At 74.8% G+C, this 16550-nt stretch carries 7 protein-coding genes and 8 pseudogenes; 4 read left to right on the top strand and 11 right to left on the bottom strand.

The window, feature by feature from the left end; all coding sequences use genetic code 11:
• Window positions 1-5: 5 nt before the first annotated feature.
• From LIV37_RS53085 to LIV37_RS44075, 9 genes and pseudogenes are all read right to left on the bottom strand, one after another.
• A pseudogene (locus tag LIV37_RS53085) lies at window positions 6-2759 on the bottom strand (coiled-coil domain-containing protein); the annotation flags it as partial.
• Between the two features lie 694 nt (window positions 2760-3453).
• Window positions 3454-5823 (bottom strand): coiled-coil domain-containing protein, encoded by a 2370-nt coding sequence (locus LIV37_RS53080; protein ID WP_254807154.1) that lies wholly within the window; start codon window positions 5821-5823, stop codon window positions 3454-3456.
• A gap of 63 nt (window positions 5824-5886) precedes the next feature.
• Window positions 5887-6746, bottom strand: a pseudogene (locus LIV37_RS44105) (hypothetical protein).
• Window positions 6747-6813: 67 nt separating this feature from the next.
• Window positions 6814-8344, bottom strand: a pseudogene (locus LIV37_RS44100) (hypothetical protein).
• A gap of 128 nt (window positions 8345-8472) precedes the next feature.
• Window positions 8473-9515, bottom strand: a pseudogene (locus tag LIV37_RS44095) (DUF2891 domain-containing protein).
• Window positions 9516-9562: 47 nt separating this feature from the next.
• Window positions 9563-10206, bottom strand: a pseudogene (gene pcp / locus LIV37_RS44090) (pyroglutamyl-peptidase I).
• A 13-nt stretch (window positions 10207-10219) separates the two neighbouring features.
• Window positions 10220-11187: pseudogene (locus LIV37_RS44085) on the bottom strand (DUF979 domain-containing protein).
• Window positions 11184-11906 carry a DUF969 domain-containing protein gene (locus tag LIV37_RS44080; protein ID WP_020873553.1) on the bottom strand — a complete coding sequence of 241 codons (723 nt, stop codon included), beginning with the start codon at window positions 11904-11906 and terminating at the stop codon, window positions 11184-11186. The pseudogene LIV37_RS44085 and the gene LIV37_RS44080 overlap by 4 nt, the downstream one beginning before the upstream one ends.
• Window positions 11907-12046: 140 nt before the next feature.
• Entirely contained in the window at window positions 12047-12763 is a 717-nt protein-coding gene (locus LIV37_RS44075; RefSeq protein WP_121824922.1) for a GntR family transcriptional regulator, read from the bottom strand.
• A 261-nt stretch (window positions 12764-13024) separates the two neighbouring features.
• Between LIV37_RS44075 and LIV37_RS44070 the strand changes: the two genes are divergently transcribed.
• The 3 genes and pseudogenes from LIV37_RS44070 (at window position 13025) to LIV37_RS44060 (ending at window position 15370) form a co-directional block, all read left to right on the top strand.
• The gene (locus LIV37_RS44070) at window positions 13025-13804 is read left to right on the top strand and encodes a LamB/YcsF family protein (RefSeq protein ID WP_020873551.1); all 780 of its coding nucleotides are present in this window, start codon (window positions 13025-13027) and stop codon (window positions 13802-13804) included.
• Between the two features lie 2 nt (window positions 13805-13806).
• Window positions 13807-14450 (top strand): annotated as a pseudogene (locus tag LIV37_RS44065) (5-oxoprolinase subunit B family protein).
• Entirely contained in the window at window positions 14447-15370 is a 924-nt protein-coding gene (locus tag LIV37_RS44060) for a 5-oxoprolinase subunit C family protein (RefSeq protein ID WP_020873549.1), read from the top strand. The pseudogene LIV37_RS44065 and the gene LIV37_RS44060 overlap by 4 nt, the downstream one beginning before the upstream one ends.
• 172 nt (window positions 15371-15542) lie before the next feature.
• Here LIV37_RS44060 and LIV37_RS44055 read toward each other — a convergent pair.
• Window positions 15543-15791: pseudogene (locus LIV37_RS44055) on the bottom strand (WhiB family transcriptional regulator); the annotation flags it as partial.
• 223 nt (window positions 15792-16014) lie between these two features.
• Window positions 16015-16176 carry a hypothetical protein gene (locus LIV37_RS44050; RefSeq protein WP_254807153.1) on the bottom strand — a complete coding sequence of 54 codons (162 nt, stop codon included), beginning with the start codon at window positions 16174-16176 and terminating at the stop codon, window positions 16015-16017.
• An 84-nt stretch (window positions 16177-16260) separates the two neighbouring features.
• Here LIV37_RS44050 and LIV37_RS44045 point away from each other — a divergent pair, with 84 nt between their 5' ends.
• Complete coding sequence (locus LIV37_RS44045) at window positions 16261-16431, top strand: hypothetical protein (protein ID WP_254807152.1); 171 nt, start codon at window positions 16261-16263, stop codon at window positions 16429-16431.
• The last annotated feature ends 119 nt before the right edge of the window (window positions 16432-16550 follow it).

The raw sequence follows: 16550 nt of genomic DNA, 5'->3' as shown, positions 1-16550 counted from the left end.
CGGGCTCATGCCCGGTCCGCCGCCCCGTCCGGCGCCTCCGCGTCCGCCTCGGGGCGGCGGTACATCCGGGTGGCGGTGATCTGGCCGTGGACCTGCTGCTCCTCCTCCGGCTCGCGGACCGGCAGCCCCGGCCGCAGATGCTCCTCGACGCTGATGTACTTCAGCCCGGCCCGCAGATCCGCGTCATTGCGCAACCGGATCACCAGCGGGAACTCGGCCAGCGCCGTGGTGTCGAACAGCCCCGTCGTATAGAGCAGCTGCACCCCCAACGCGTCCGCCACCGCCCGCTGGAGCTCCAGCAGATAGGTGGCGTTGGCGCGGCCGATGGGGTTGTCGAGGAAGAGCGTGCCCGCGTGGCGGTGCTTGTCCCGGCCCCGGTCGTTGCTGCGCAGGGCCGCCATCGTGCAGTACAGCGCGATGGCGGCGGTCAGCAGCTGGCCGCCGGAGAAAACATCGCCCATCTGCCCCACCGGCACCCGCTCGGCCCGCAGCACCGCGTCCGGCTTGAGGATCTCCACGGCCACCCCGCGCGGCTGGAGCGCGGCATGGACCCCGCGCAGCAGCAGCGACATGCCGTCCCGGCGCAGATCGGAGTTCTTCCGGACGGCGGAGCGGGTGGCCTCGTCGATGACCTCGCCGAGCCGCTCGGTGAGCGAGGCCTGATCGGGGTCCTCGAAGCGGATCCGCAGGAACTCCTGGCCCGACCACTCGCCGAGCCCCTCCGGGAGCCGGGAGAGCCGCTGCGCCGAACGCAGGGTGGCCAGGCAGGACTCGACGAGGCCGCGCAGCCGGTCCACGATCGAGTCGCGGTTGCGCTCCAGCTGCTCCAACTCGTCGGTGAGCACGCGCAGCCGGGGCGCGAACGCCTCGGCCCAGGCCGCGGCGTGCTCGGGCAGCGCGGCCGCGGGGAGTTCGCGGATCTGCTGGCGGGCGGGGGTGCGCACCTGCTCGTAGCGGGTGGAGTTGGCGTGCCGTACGAGGACGTCGCTCGCCTCCCGCAGCGAGGACTCGGCCGCCGACAGGTCGGCGGCGCAGCCGCGCAGTGAGCGGCGGGTCTCGGCGGCGGCCTGACGGGCCTCGGCGAGATCCCCGGCGTACGGCTCGGGCCGCTCGCCGTCGTCCTCCGCGCCGGGGCCGTCCCGCAGCAGATCCCGCAGCAGGGCGGCGGTCTCGTCGAAGCCGCCCGCGGCGTCCTCGGCGGCGCGGTGGGCGCGCACCAGGTCGGCGTGGGCGGTGCGGGCGCTCTCCAGGGCGTCCGTACGGGCGGCCAGTTCGCCGTTGGCGCTGCGCAGCAGCTCCTTCGCCTGCTCGGCGTCGGCCGGGACGGTCTCCTCCGGCAGCTCGGTGTGGGCGTCGCCGTCGGCGGGGGCGAGCCGCTCGGCCTCGCCGCGCAGCCGGCCCAGCTGCTCGCTCGCCGTCGACGCTCGGCTCTCCAGCATCTGGACCAGCGATTCGGCGCGGGCGGCGGCGGCCTGCCGGGAGGGGCCGTCGGCGCCGTCGGTGCCCTCCAGGAGCTGGGCGGCGCGGGTGCGGACCTTGTTGGTGAGTCGGTCGAGGGTGGCGAGGGCCGCGCTCTCGTCGCTCTCGGCGCGGGCCTGTTCGGCGCGGAGGTCGGCGCCGACGCCGACCTTCTCGTAGACCTGGGAGGCGGCGCGGTACGCCTCGCGGAGCGCGGGCAGCGAGGCGGAGGGCGGCCCGGTGGCCTCGCCGAGGTCGTCGGGGGCACCCGCGATCTCCGCGCGCTCGGCGCGCAGGGCGCGGGCGGTACGGCGCGCGTCGTCGGCCGCGCGCTGGGCGGCGCGCCGGTCCTCGTCGGCGGCGCGGGCCCGGTCCACACAGCCCGCGGCGCGCTCCTCGTACTCGACGGCCTCCTCGGCCAGTTCGCGCAGCCGGGTCTGCCAGGTGGCGCGCTCCCGCAGCCGGTACGCCAGACCCGCCAGCGCGTCCGCCACCCGGCGGGCCCGCTGCGCCGCCTCCTGGCGCTCGTCCCGGACCCGGGCGGCCTCGGTGGCGGCCTCGTCGGCCTCGGCCCGTGCCGTGCGCGCCTCCACGAGGTCGCTCTGCGCGGTGTCGGCGGCCTCCCGTGCGGTCTCGGCCGCGGCCGCGAGCTCCGCGAGCCGCCCGGCCGGGCAGCCGGTGCGCCAGGAGGCGAGCCGCGCGGACAGCGCCCGGTCCCCGGCCAGCCGGGCGGCGAGTGCCCTGATCTCCTCGTCCCGCGCGGTGGCACGGGCCCGCAGCTCGCGCCGCTCGTCGTCGGCGGCGCGCTCGTCGTGCATCGCCGGGTTCGGCGGCACGAGGAAGACCCCGCTGTCCTCGGCGTCGGGCGCGGGCGTCGGCGCGAGCAGCGCGGCCGACGTCCCGACGGCCACGGCGGACCGCGGCAGCAGCGACGCCTGGCCGAGCACCTCACGGGCGCGGGCGTGGGTGCCGGGGTCGGTGATGACGACGCCGTCCACCAGCTCGGGCCGGGCCGCGAGCACGGCGGCGTGGTCGACGGGGTCCACGGCCTGGGCGAGATAGCGCCAGCCCGGGAGCGCGGGGATGCCGTGCTCGCCGAGGAACTCGACGGCCGCCAGCACATCGGCGCTGGGCGGCAACAGCCCTCCGTCACCGAGCGCCCCCAGGATCCGCGCGTCCTCGGCGGCAGCGGTCCGCAGCTCGAACAACTGCCGCTCGGCGGAGCCCACGCTCTCCTCGAGCAGCTCCCGCAACGCCTCGGCGTTCCGGTCCAACTCCTCGGCGGTGAGCGGCCCGTCCACGAGGGTCCGCGGGGCGGTCTTGGGGCGGCGACCGCGGTCGCGGTCCGGCTCGCCGCCGGGCTCGGGGCTCCAGCAGTCGGAGTCGTCGGCGGTGGAGCCGGAACCGGCGTCGGCGGCGGCGTGGTTGTCGGCGGTGCCGGTGACGGAGTCGGTATCGGCGGCGTGGTTGTCGGCGTTACCGGTAACGGCCTCCGCCTCAGCCTGACCGCCGTCGGTGGCGTCGGCGGCAGCCTCTGATGCGCCCTCACCGTCGTCGTGGCCCCCGACCCGGGCCGACACCTCCCCGGGCGGCCGGGAGCCGGCCGCCACCACCCGGGCGCCGCCGCGCGGGCGGCCCGACGGCGCCGCGTCGGTAATGACGGCGGTGCCGGTGGCGACCCCCGTCCCGCACTGACCCCCGTCACCGTCCCCGACCGGAGCCAACACGCCCCCGGACGGCCGGTGACCGTCCGCCACGGCCGGGGCGCCGCCGCGCGGGTCCTCCGGGCGCGGGCCGTCATCGCCCGAGGGGGCGCCCTCGGCGTCGTCGAGCCGCACCGTCACCCGCCCCGCGGGCCGCGACTCCGCGGCGAGCGGACGACGCCGGTGAGCCTCCCCCGGACTCGCCTCCGCGTCCTCGGCGCAGGCCGCCCCATGCCGAGCGGGCCGCGTCCCTTCCGCCTCACCACCGACGAGCGCGGTGTCCCCCGCCCCGTCACCCCGGCCGGTGCCCAGCCACCGGTCGCCGACGGAGGCGGCGTCGCGCTCCGCCCGATCTGCCCCGCCCACCGGTCCAGCGGCCGAGAGGCTGTCCCCCGCAACGGCGGGGCGCCCTCCGCGTCGGCGACGGCATCCGTCGACCAGGCTCCGGAACCCGGGGCGGCGCCCGGTCCGGTGGCGTCCTCTGTCGCGAGGCGGGCGCGGGTGTCGGTGGGGGCTCCTCGGGGGCGTAGGCGTGGTCGTGGGGCGCGGGCTCGCCGTCCACGGGGATCGTGTGGGCGGCGGGGTCCGCGCGGAAGGCGGCGGGGAGTTGCGAGAGGCCGACGTCGTCCCCGTCCTCCTCGTCCACGTGGACCGTGATCCACCCGGCCCGGTCGGAGTCGGTCGGCAGGGCCCGGGCGCCTCGGCGGCCCACGCCGTCCGCGTCCGGAATGCGTACCGTCACCCCGCGCGCCGCGCGCGCGTCCGCCGGTGACGGGCGGGTCTCGGCGCCGCGCGGGGCGGGGACGGCGGCGGACGGCTGCGGCAGACCCAGCAGTTCGACCAGGCGCTGCTCCGCGCCCAGCGCCTCAGCGGCGCGCCGCTCCGCGTCGTACGCGGACTGCGCGGCCCGGGCCGCGTCCACCGCTCGCGCCGCGGCCAGTTCGGTGCGGGCCTCCTCGGCGGCGGCCGACTTCGCGTGGTCGGCGGTGCGCCGGGCGGTCTCGCGGGCCTCGTCGAAGGCGGCGACCGTGGTCTTCTCGGCGTCGCTGGCGGCGAGTGCGGCGCGGGCCGGGTCGGCGTCGGGGGCGGAGTCGTCGAGCCATCCGGCGCGGACGGCCTCGGCAGTCTCCTGCTCGACCTCTGCGAGCCGCTGGCGCAGATGCTCGGCGTCACTGCGGGCGCGCTGGGCCGCCGTGGCGGCGGAGGTGGCGTCGCGGTGGGCGGCCTCGCCCGCCTCCTGGAGGCCGGCGGAGCGCTCCTCCTCCTCGTTGGCGACCCGCTCGCCGTCCTCCGCGGCCGCGTGCAGGGCGCGGACGAGGTCGGCGGCGGCCTTGGCGCGGGCGGCGAGCGCGGGGGCCGCGTCCCGCTCGGCCTCGCGGATGGCGGCGGCCACGCGCGCGGACCGGTCGGCGGCGGCGCGGTGGCGCAGCACCGTCTCGGCGGCCTGCCAGGCGGAGTGCAGGGTGCGGGCGTCGTTGAGCTCGCGGCGCTGCGCGGCGGCGCCCTTCTCGGCGGCGGCGAGCGCCAAGGAGGCGTGCCGGAAGGCGAGTTCGGCGGCGACGAGGTCGCTGCGGCCGCGCGCGCCCTCGGCGGCGGTGACGGCCTCGGCGGCGGAGGCGACCCGTTCGGCGAGCTCGGCGGCACGCGCCCGCTCCTCGGCGCCGCGCGCGGACAGCCGCCGGGCCAGCGTACGGGTGCGGCGCTCGGCGCCCGCGTGCACACCGCGCGCCTGCTCACGCCGCTCCGCGGCGTCCGCGATGCGCTGGAGCAGATCGAGCGAACCGGCGGTGAATTCACGCTCGGCGGTCAGCTCGGCGCGGCGGCCCAGCTTGTGGGCGAAGCCGTGGACGAGGTCGGCGAGCCCGTCGGTGTCGCGGGTGTCGGTGACGGCGCGCAGCAGGAGGTCGGTGAAGTCGGAGTCGTTCTTGACCGCGAAGAGCCCGGCGGCCTCGCCCTCGTCGGCGTTCATCTCCCGCTGGTAGCGGAAGAGTTCGGGGTCGAGGCCGAGTTCGCCGAGGTGTTCGTTCCAGCGCTCGTGGATCTCCACCCAGACCACGTCCAGATGCGGGTACGCCTTGGCGGCCTCCGTAAGGGCGTCACGGAACCCCTTCATGGTGCGGCGGCGGCCGCGGGCGGTGGAGGCGCCCTCGACGACGGGCCGCACCGCGGCGGACTCGGCGACCGGCAGCGAGTCCAGGCTCATTCCGGGGCCGGGCCGGAAGGAGTACCACGCCTCGGCGAACTTCCGCGGGTCGTTGGAGACCTGACGGCCGCGCCATTCGCTGACCTTGCCGACGACGACGGTCTCACCGGTGACGGTGTGCTGCCACTCCAGCGCGACATGCCCGCAGTCGTCGGCGAGCAGGAACTTGCGCAGCACACCGGAGCTGGCGCCGCCCAGGGTGTTGCGATGGCCGGGCAGCATCACCGAGAAGATCAACTTGAGCAGGACGGACTTGCCGCCGCCGTTCTCCAGGAAGAGCACCCCGGCGGGGGCGGGGCGGCGCGGCGGGCCGACCGGCTCCTCCTCGAAGAACTCCGCCTGGGTGGGCGCGGGGCTGGGCACCGGCTCGCCGACTCCGCGCAGGTCCAGCACGGTGTCGGCGTAACGCGCACCGGCCGGCCCGATGGAGTAGAGGCGGATCCGGGACAGCTCGTACATGGCGGACTCTCGTTGTCGGAAGGTGTGGTGGTGTCGGGCTGGCGGGGGGCCGGGCGTCGGGGTTCAGGAGTGGAAGGGGAGACCGGCGTCGGCCACCAGGTCGAGGTCGTCGCCCTGGTCGGGGGCAGCAGGGTGGCGCCGCCGTCTCCGACGGGGACGACGCCGAGCTCCAGCAGCTCGGCCATGGCGGCGGAGGCCGCCATGTCGCGCACCTGGAGCTGATAGCGGGCGGTCGTGCGGTAGGTGCCGCCGGATTCGTCGCCGGTGCGCTGGAGGAAGCCGGAGTCGACCAGGAAGGCGACGGCCTTGCCGACGATGCCGGTGGTGGAACCGGCGAGCCTGCGCGCGTCCTTGGTGGCGCCGGTCGCGCTGCGCCGGGCGTAGACCCGCCAGGCGGACTCCAGTCCGGGCGCACCGGTGGCGGGGTCGGTGTTCTCCCCCTGCTCCTCGGCGCGCTCCTCCAGCCGCCGGCACGCCTGGCGGACGAAGGCGTCGACCCCGTTGACGGTGACGCGGCCGATATAGCCGTCGTCGGCGAGGTCCTCGGGGCGGGGGAACGCCAGGGCGGCGACGGCGAGATGGGCGAGGCCGTGCAGAAAGCGGTCGGCGGAGTCGGTGGCGGCGCGCCGGGCGTAGTCGCCCATGCGGACGGCGAAGACGGAGTCCTCGGCGGCGGTCACCGCCATTCCGGCGCGGGTCGACACCTCCAGCACGATGAGCCCGAGACCGGCGGCGATGGCGTCGGTGAGGCGCGCGAACGCCGGTTCGTCGCGGTGGCGGCGCAGCAGTTCGGCGTATTCGACGTCCCGCGCGGGCAGCAGCTTGGGCTGGAGCCCGAAGGCCACCAGCCGCGCGGCGTCGGCCGCGTCGGCGGGCGTCAGCCCGGCGGGCGCCGGGGCGGGCGCCGCGTCCGGCGGTGTCATCTCGTCGATGTCGTACTCGGTCACGGCTGAACCTCCTCGCGCGGGGCGTACTCATGGGTCGCGGTCATCACGCCACCTCCGCGCGGTCGGCCGCCATACCGGCCGCGTCCAGCAGGGCGGTGCCCACTATCAGGTCGGCACCGCCGAATTCGGGGTCGTCCAGCTCGGTGCCGTCGTCCACGGCGAAGAGCAGCCGCTGCTCGCCCTGGCGGTAGGCGGTGCCGACCGGGGGCTCGCGGCGTGGACGGTGAGGAGGGCGATCAGATAGGGCAGATCGGGGTCGCGGCGGCGGGCGTCGGCGAGCAGCCCGGACAGCCGTCGCGGGGCGTCCGCGGGCAGTTCGAGCAGCTCCATGGCCACCGCCAGCTGCTCCTCGCTGAAGCGGCTGTCGTCGGGGGTGGCGATGAGGTCGGGCTCGGGCATCTCGGCGCCGAGGTGCTCCCGCTCCACGGCGGGGTGAGCAGCATCTCGACCAAGTCGCTCATCCGCACCGAGGTCGGGGTGCGCAGCCCCGTGCCGCGGGCGAAGAACGCGTCGGTGACCCGGCCCGCACGCTCGACGGGCAGCGGGAGGACGGGGGCCAGTAGCTGTCCGTACAGGTCGTATCCGGAGCGCGGGGCCGGGGGCGCGAAGGCCTGGCGGTCCTGCTCGGCGCGGAACAGCGGACCGGCCTCCAGCAGCCGGGACTGCAGCTGGGTGTGGCGCCGGATGCAGTCCTTGACGATGTCGACGAGCTCGGCGGCGCGCCGCTTGTGCTCGGCGCTCTCGGCCTCGTCGCGCGCCTTGCGGATGTTGGTGAGGATCGCGTTCTCGTGGCGGTAGCGGTCGGCTACGTGGTCGAGCGCCTCGCTGATCAGCTCGGGGACGGTGCTCAGCCAGTCGACGGCGCGGACGTTGCGCCGGGTGGCGTCGAGGGTGCGGCGCAGCGTCTCCGAGTACTGCACGGTGCGGTAGCGGGCCTGCTCGGCCGCGAGTTGGGCATCGGCGAGGCGGCCCCGGCTGATCAGGACCTCCAGCTTGACCTCGGCGGCGATCTGGGCGCTGGTGACATCCGTGTCGAGGGCGCCGACCAGGACGTTGACCGCCTCGTCGGTGGTGCGCAGATAGACGCTGCCGCCGGGGCCCGGCACCTCCTCGATCAGCTTGAAGTCGTAGTCCCTGCGGACATACACCCCATCGGGTCCGAAGGTGCCGTAAACGGCGCGGAAGCCGCGGTCCACGCTGCCGACGTTGATCAGGTTCTCCAGCACCCAGCGGGCGACCCGGTCGTGCTCTGCGGCGGGGCGCCCGGGGGCCTGGGCCGCCACCCGGGGCAGCAGCCTGACCACTATCTGCTCGTGGTCGGCGCCGGTGTCGAAGTCCATGTGGAGCGTGACGAGATCGATGGCGGCGAGGGCGACCTCCGCCATCGCGTACACCCCGTACTCCCCCGCGAGGTTGGCCTTGCGCGCGTCGAGGTCGTGCAGCGGCGCGGTGCAGGCGAGCGCGCGCAACCGCCGGGCCAGGCCCTCGTCGGCGGCCGGGCCCGGGGCCGGCCGGGCGGCCCCTTCAGCGGTGTTGAGCTGGGGCGCGGCGGCCCCCGGGGGTGGAGATGTCACGTCGCACAGAGTAGGCGGTCGCACCGACAACGTACGAAACGGCACGGAGATCCCGCTATGGCACACCAGGTCCCCGCGCGTGCACGCGTGTACACCGGCGCGCCCCCGCACCTCACCGATCCGTCAGTCTACGGCTCACCGGCCGGTGGTCCGTCCAGGGCGAGCGCCGCGAAGGTGGCGAGCCAGTGGTCGCCGGTGAAGTCCCCGGAGACGGTGGCCGGGAGCCCGGCGGCCAGATGGTCACGGGCCGCCGTCCGCAGCACGTCCGCGCGCGGATCGCCGTGCGGCAGGGCGGCGGCCAGGCGGCGGAGCGCGGCGGCCCGGCTGAGGATGAGGCCGAGGAGGTGACCGATCTGCGGATCGGCGGGGTCGGAGACGATGGGCGGGGTGAGCACGGTGACGGGCGCGCCCCATTCGACGCCGGGGAGGAAACGTTCCAGCCAGCGCGCGAACTCCTCTTCCGGCAGCACCCGGCAGACCGTCTCGGCCTCGGTGAGCGCGGGCGAGAGGAAGTCCTGTCCGGAGGGCTCCCAGTGGACGGGGGCGTCACGGTCGTCGGCGAACCAGTCGAGGACGGCCTCGGTGACCGGTTCGACGATCCCTTGACGCCCGCGGCGGCCGCGCTGTCCAGGACCAGGCCGAGGGCGAAGGCGCTGTTGGTGTGGACGCCGTGCCGCACCGGGTAGGTGGCGCGTTCCAGCCATTCGCTCAGCAGTGCGCACACGGCGTCGGCGGCCGGTTCCAGGGCCTCCGCCCAGCGCTCGCCCGCGGGCCCCGGCAGGCTCCGGCACTCGGCCGTCAGCGCGAGCAGCCAGGCCCATCCGTAAGGGCGCTCGAAGGAGGGATGGGCGCGCAGATAGTCCGCCTCGGCGGCGAGGGCGCCGGCCGTAAGGTGCCCGTCCAGTACGGCGGTGACCTCGTCGGCGCGGATCCGGTCGGGGCAGCGGCGCAGCAGCCGGACCAGCAGCCAGTGCATATGGACCGCGGAGTGCCAGTCGTAGGAGCCGTAGAAGGCGGGGTGGTGCCGGCGCGGCTCGACCAGGTCCTCGGGACCGCGCAGCAGATGCGCGGGGGCGTTGGGGTAGGCCCGGGTGACGTTGGCGGTGGCGAGGGCGGCGAACCGGGCCGCGTACCGGCCGAGTTCGCCCCTCGTCCCGTCCGGCTCGTTCATCTCGTCCGGCTCGTTCGCAGCGTTCGGCTCGTCCGGCTCATAGGCGTTCAATGCGTTGCCCCCTCGGCGACGCGCAGATCGGTCCGGGTGTGCACGGCCGCCCGACGATCGCCCGCAGCGCGTCGGCGGCCAGGGCGGCGGGCAGTGCGGGTTCGGCGCCGTCCACGACCTGTTCGGGCACGTACGGGAGGTGGACGAAGCCGCCGCGCAGGGCGGGCCGCTCGGTGGCGATGAGATGGGCCAGACCGTAGAAGACGTGGTTGCACACAAACGTTCCGGCGGTCTGTGAGACGGCGGCCGGAATCCCGGCCTCGCGGACGGCCGCGACACACGCCTTGACGGGCAGGGACGCGAAGTAGGCGGCGGGACCGCCCTCGACCACCGGTTCGTCGATGGGCTGACGACCGGCGTTGTCGGGTATGCGGGCGTCGTCCACGTTGATCGCCACTCGCTCGACGGTGACACCGGGACGGCCGCCCGCCTGGCCCACGCACAGCACCAGGTCGGGGTCGGCCTCCGCCACGGCGGCGGAAAGCTCCTCGAGGGCGGTGCCGAAGACGCAGGCGAGTTGTACGGCCGTGACCTCGGTGCCGGGCGGCGGATCGGCGGCCACCAGGGATACGGCCTGCCACGACGGGTTGACGGCCGAGCCCGCGAAGGGTTCGAAGCCGGTGAGAAGCACGCGGGTCACAGCAGCGGCCCCTTCAGAAGGCGAACAGCGAGATGATGGCGATGTTGCAGACCAGCAGCGCTCCGGCGGTGGGGATCTGCGCCTTGATGGGCCCGTACTGGTCCTTGAGTTCCAGCAGGGCGGCGGGCACCAGATTGAAGTTGGCGGCCATGGGTGTCACGAGCGTGCCGCAGAATCCGGCCAGCATGCCGACGGCGAGGACGACGGGCGCGTCCCCGTGCATCTGCTGGATGAGCACGGGCCAGCCGATGGCGGCGGTCATCACCGGGAAGGCGGCGAAGGCGTTGCCCATGATGACGGTGAACAGGGCCATTCCCACGCAGTAGACGGCCACGGCCACGTACTTCTGGCCCTCCGGCAGCACCTGTTCGGTGATCTTGCCGACCTGGGTGCCCACCCGGCCTCCTGGAAGATGGAGCCGAGCACGGCGAGCAGCTGCGGCAGCAGCAGCGCCCAGCCCATGGACTCCAGCAGGCTCCGGCCCGCGTGCAGCGGCACCGCGGGCCGCCGCTCGCGCACCACGACCATGCCGACCAGCAGCCCGACGATCGCCCCGAAGCCGAGGCCCAGGATGGTCTCGCTGCCCGCCTCCAGGACCGGTTCGCCCCCGATGTGCCAGTGCTTGACGGCCGAGGCGCACACGACGGCGACCAGCGGAATGGTGAGCGCCGGGACGAACAGCCTGCTGCCGAGCCGGGCGGCCGAGGCGGCGCGCTGCTCGGGCGTGGTGGTGCGCGGCACACCGCGCCCGGTGAGCGGGAAGCCGCCCAGGCAGACCATGGCGAGGACGGCGACGCCCAGCGGTTCGGCCGGGGCCTTCTTCTCCACCACCCAGCTGCTGTAGAAGAAGCAGCCGCCGAGCAGCCCCCAGAACGCGGCCGAGCCGAGGCGCTTGGGGTTGGTGCGGTCGACGACCATCTGGGCGGCCATGGCGAGGAAGACGGCGCCGACGAGCCAGTAGAACCACTCCGCCTTGATCACTTGGCTTCCTCCGCGGTGCGGCTGCCCTCGGCAGCGGATCGGCCGCCGGAGGCGGCGAGGTCGTGGTCCAGCGAGCGGTCCAGGCGCAGCAGCCGGAAGCCGTGGATGAGGAACGCGCAGACGGCGGTGGGGATGGCCCACAGCGCCAGCTGCAGGGGCTCCAGGTGGGTGTGGTACGTGGTGTTGACGAACCCGGTGATCAGCAGGATCGAGCCGATGGCCAGGAAGCAGTCCTCGCCGAAGAACAGCCCGACCGTGTCGGCGCTGGCGGAGTACGAGCGGACGCGCTCGCGGACCCGCTCGGGCAGCGGGCCGTGGCGGCGCTCCGCCGCACCCTCGGCCATCGGCGCGACCATGGGCCGGACGCTCTGGGCCGGCCCGCCGATGCTGGTGAGGCCGAGGGCGGCGGTGAGCTGGCGCAGCAACAGGTAGAGGGCGAGGAACCGGCCGGTGGTGAGCTTGCCGAGCCGGCCGATGAGGGTACGGGCCTGTTCCTGGAGGCCGTGGCGCTCCAGGAGGCCGATCACGGGCAGGGTGATGACGAAGATCGTCACCGAGCGGCTGGAGGCGAAGCCGTTGCCGAAGGCCGCCAGGATCTCCTGGGGCGAGAGCTTGGCCAGCAGTCCGGTGGCGATGCCGGCGACCCCCACCACCAGCAACGGGTTGCGTCGTGTGGCGAATCCGAGGATCACCACGAGGACGCCAAGGAGAACGATCATGCGTCCCGCCTTCCGCGCACAAGGACCTCACGGGGGCGTGAGGAGGGTGCACCGGAGGCTAGGCGTTCGTTCAACGATCCGACAAGAGCCTGAAACGAACTTGTTCCGGCCCCGCCGGATCGTTTACCGCTGGGAAACCTCTATCGACGGGACATCTTCCGCCCGTAGGCGTCGGCCAACTGTCCCTGGGAATCGTCCAGATAGGAGGCGAGCAGCCGCTCGGCCTCCATCGCGTCGCCGCCCTGGAGCACCTCCAGGATCTGACGGTTGCGCACCAGATAGGGAGCGTAAAAGCGGCGGGGGTCGGCCATGACGTGGAAGACCAGCCGGAGCTCGGCCAGCACCGCGCGCATCAGTTCGTCGGCCCGGGGGCTCTCGGCGAGGGAGACGATCGCCTGATGGAAGCGGATATTGGCGGTGGACAGGTCTTCCCAGGCCCGGTCCCGGGCGGCGCGCTCGCCCGCCAGGACCGCCGCCTCGACCGCCCGCACCTCGTACGGCGGCTCGCCCAGACCGCGCACCGCCGCGCATTCGACGAGCCGGCGCACGCGGTAGATGTCGTTGAGGTCGTCCACCGTGACGACGCGGACGAAGACGCCGCGGTTCAGCTCGTGCACCAGCAGCCGCTCGTGGGTCAGCAGGCGGAACGCCTCCCGGAGGGTGTTGCGCGAGACCCCGAGGGCGCCGCCCACGCTGTCCTCGGACAGCCGGGTGCCGGGCGGGAAGAACCCCTCGGCGATGCGGTCGCGCAGGATGTCCGCGACGCGCTCCGCCGTGCTGGTGCGCCCCAGCAGCGCCCGGTCGGCCTCGAGACCGGCGGCGAGACCGGGGACCGGGGCGTACCCGTCCGGCTCCACCGGCTCCACGGCTTCCGCCGTCTCCGGCGCCTCCGACACCTCCGGCGACTCGTCCGACGACTCGCCGGAACGGCGATTTGCACCTTTTGCCCCGTACGCCACATCAGCCCCTGTTCGGTGTCTCGTTCGTCCCGTATAGCGAGAAGTCAAGCCCAGAAACCGCTACTGGACAACAACCATCTTGTCGGATCGTTCAACGATCGCTTACCTTGTGGTGCCATCCGCATCCCCTCACGTATCCCCACGCCCGAACGGACGGATATGACCGCATCCTTGGCGAACCTGTCCATCGATCTCAACGCCGACCTCGGCGAGGGGTTCGGCCGCTGGCAGCTCACCGACGACGAGGCCCTGCTGTCCATCGTCACCAGCGCCAATGTCGCCTGCGGCTTCCACGCCGGGGACCCCTCGACCATGCGCCGGGTGTGCGAGCTGGCCGCCGAGCGCGGGGTGCGCGTCGGGGCCCAGGTCTCCTACCGGGACCTGGCCGGTTTCGGCCGGCGCAGCATGGACGTCCCGCCCCGGGAGCTGGCCGACGAGATCGCCTATCAGATCGGCGCGTTGGAGATCTTCGCCCGTGCCGCCGGGACGCGGGTGCACTACGTCAAGCCCCATGGCGCGCTCTACAACCGCAGCGTGCACGACGAGGCGCAGGCCGCGGCCGTGATCGAGGGCGTCAGGCTGGCCGTCGGCGGTCCGCTGCCGGTGCTGGGGCTGCCCGGGTCCCGGCTGCACGAGGCAGCCCGCACGGCCGGGCTGCCGGTGATCGCCGAGGCGTTCGCCGACCGCGCCTACACCGCCGCCGGGACGCTCGTACCGCGCACCGAGCCCGGCGCCGTGGTCCACGACCCGGACACGGTGGTCAAGCGCGCCCTGGGCTTCGCCCGCGACCGCGCGGTGACCTCGGTCGACGGACGGCGCATCGAGGTGGACGTGCGCTCGCTGTGCGTCCACGGCGACACCCCCGGCGCCGCCGACCTCGCCCGCCGGGTGCGGTCCGAGCTGGCCGCCGCGGGGGTGCGCGTGGCGGCGTTCATATGACGGTGCGGACCCTGCCCGTCGGTGAGCACGGGCTGCTCATCGAGCTCGACAGCGGTGAGGCGGCGGAGGCGCTCCACGCGGAGTTGCTGCGCCGCGCCGCCGAGCGGCGGCTGCCCTCCGTGCGCGAGATCGTGCCCGCCGCCCGCACCGTGTTCCTCGACGGGCTCGCCGACCCCGGGCGGCTCGCGGCCGAGCTGCCCGGCTGGCGGATACCGCCCCTCGACCGCGGCGACAGCGAGATCGTCGAGGTGCCCGTGCGGTACGACGGGCCCGATCTGGACGAGGTCGCGCGGCGGTGGGGGGTGACGCCCGAGGAGGCCGTACGGATCCACTCCGGCGCCGAGTTCCGGGTGGCCTTCTGCGGCTTCGCGCCCGGCTTCGGCTATCTGACGGGACTGCCCGAGCGGTTCCACGTGCCGCGCCACGCCACGCCCAGGACCCGGGTGCCGGTCGGCTCGGTGGCCCTCGCGGGCGGGTACACGGGCGTCTATCCGCGCTCGTCCCCGGCGGCTGGCAGCTCATCGGCACCACGGACACCGTGCTGTGGGACACCGCGCGGGAACCGGCGGCGCTCTTCACCCCCGGCACTCGCGTCCGCTTCGTCCCGGTATCGGGCAGCGCGGCCCCGGAAGGGGCGGCGCCATGACCGACAGCGCCTTCGTCGTCGTACGGCCGGGAGCCCTCACCACCGTCCAGGATCTCGGCCGCGCCGGCCACGCCCATCTCGGGGTGCCCCGCTCGGGGGCGCTCGACCAGCCCGCCCACCGGCTCGCCAACCGCCTGGTGGGCAACGCCGAAGGGGCCGCGACCCTGGAGACCACGCTCACCGGCTGCGCGGTGCGGCTGCGCCGCCCGGCGACGGTCGCGGTCACCGGCGCGCCCTGTCCGGTCACGGTCGACGGCCGCCCCGCCGCGTGGGGCGCGGCCGTACGGGTGCCGTCGGGCTCGCTCCTGGAGGCCGGGGCCGCCGCCCACGGGGTGCGCAGCTATGTGGCGTTCGACGGCGGTGTCGAGGCCGAGCCGGTGCTCGGCAGCCGGGCCACGGATGTGCTCTCCGGGCTGGGCCCAGCCCCGCTCGCGGACGGCGCCGTGCTGCGGCTCGGGCGGCCGCGCGGGCCGGTGCCCGCCGTGGACGGGGTTCCCCATCGCGGCGTCGCACCCGAACTGGTGCTCCCCGTGGTGCTCGGCCCGCGCGACGACTGGTTCACCCCCGCGGGGCTGCGCACCCTCTCCACCGGGGACTTCCGCGTCTCGGCCGCGAGCAACCGGATCGGGCTGAGGACCGAGGGCCCCTCGCTGGAGCGGGCGCGGGACGGTGAGCTGGCCAGTGAGGGCATGGCGCTCGGCGCGCTCCAAGTCCCGCCGGACGGACGGCCGGTGCTCTTCCTCTCCGACCATCCGACAACCGGCGGCTACCCCGTCGTGGGCGTCGTGCCGGAGCGGTATCTGGCCGCCGCGGCGCAGGCCGTCCCCGGCACTCCGGTGCGGTTCACCCCGCTGGGCCGGACCTCCTGGGGTCGGACTGCCGGGCGGACCGTCCCGGACGGGCCTGAGCGGCCTCGCTGAAGTCCGGTGCGGTTCGGGTGCGCCCCGAAGGGGCGCGGGGCTGTGTCGATATGCCGCTCCGCCGCGGCAGTGTCGATATGCGGCTCCGCCGCGTGGCCGGCCACGGCACAGCCGCGGATGAACGACCGCACCTCGCGGCACTTCCCGCGGAGCGCTCAGCGGGCGCGCCGTGCGCCGACGCGCTGCCTGCGCTGTGCCTTACGGCGCAGCGCGCGCGCTCCTCCTCACCGGTACCGCCCCAGACCCCGTGGGTCATTCCGCTCTCCAGTGCGTAGTCCAGGCATTCCTGGATCACCGGACAGCGCCGGCAGACCTCCTTGGCCAGCGACTCCTGCCGCCGGGCGGCCGGACCCGCCACCCCCACGGGGAAGAACAGCTCCGGATCCTCGTGCGTGCATTCGGCGTTATGCCACCAGGCCATGGCTGCCCCTTCCGTGAACGACGTTGCTGAAAGCACCCGCCGTCGGGCTCACGCGCGGGGTGCGCGGGGCGGGCGCCCGTGGGTCATTCGGGCGCGTCCGGGCGGGCTTTGACACGGTTCGGGTTTCCGATCGTGGCGGCGGCAAACGGATCCGAACACGCCATGCCTCATATCGGGCTGCCTGGTTGAGCCCCGGGGCGGCTTGGGGGCCCTCCCAGGGGCGTCAGTCCCGCAGCCGCTCGGGCAGCAGGATGACGGTGCTGCCCGGCCGGCCGATCCAGCGCGGACCGCCGTCGACCGCGACCCCCGTGGCCGCGGCGGCCATCGCCAGCGCCCGCGCCGTCCAGCCGGACGGATGCCCGCCGTCCCGAACCGATACCGCCATGCCTCCTCCGGGTCGCCCCGCTCCGGGTCGAGCATGACCTCCTGGCAGGAGCACATCGCCCCGTCACGGGCTATGGAGGGGTGGATGAAGGCGTCGGGGTGGTCGAAGACCGAGACGGCCACGGTGCCCCGGGAGAGCGGTGCCAGCACCTCCTCGCCGTGGATGGCGATCCCGTCGAACTGCTGGAGCACCACGCCACCGGGCGCCGCGCCGACCAGCAGGCGCCCCTCCTCCTCCAGCAGGACATCCGCGTAGTCGGCCCCGCCTCCTTCCTCGCCGTTCTCTTCCTCGCCGTCCTCCACCTCGTCCTCGTCCTCGCCGATGGTGGCGACGATGTCTCCGCCCAGCGCGGCCACGACCTCCGGCACGCTCCG

Source organism: Streptomyces rapamycinicus NRRL 5491, from assembly GCF_024298965.1.
Taxonomy (GTDB): Bacteria; Actinomycetota; Actinomycetes; order Streptomycetales; family Streptomycetaceae; genus Streptomyces; species Streptomyces rapamycinicus.
This window is presented reverse-complemented; position numbering and strand designations above follow the sequence as displayed.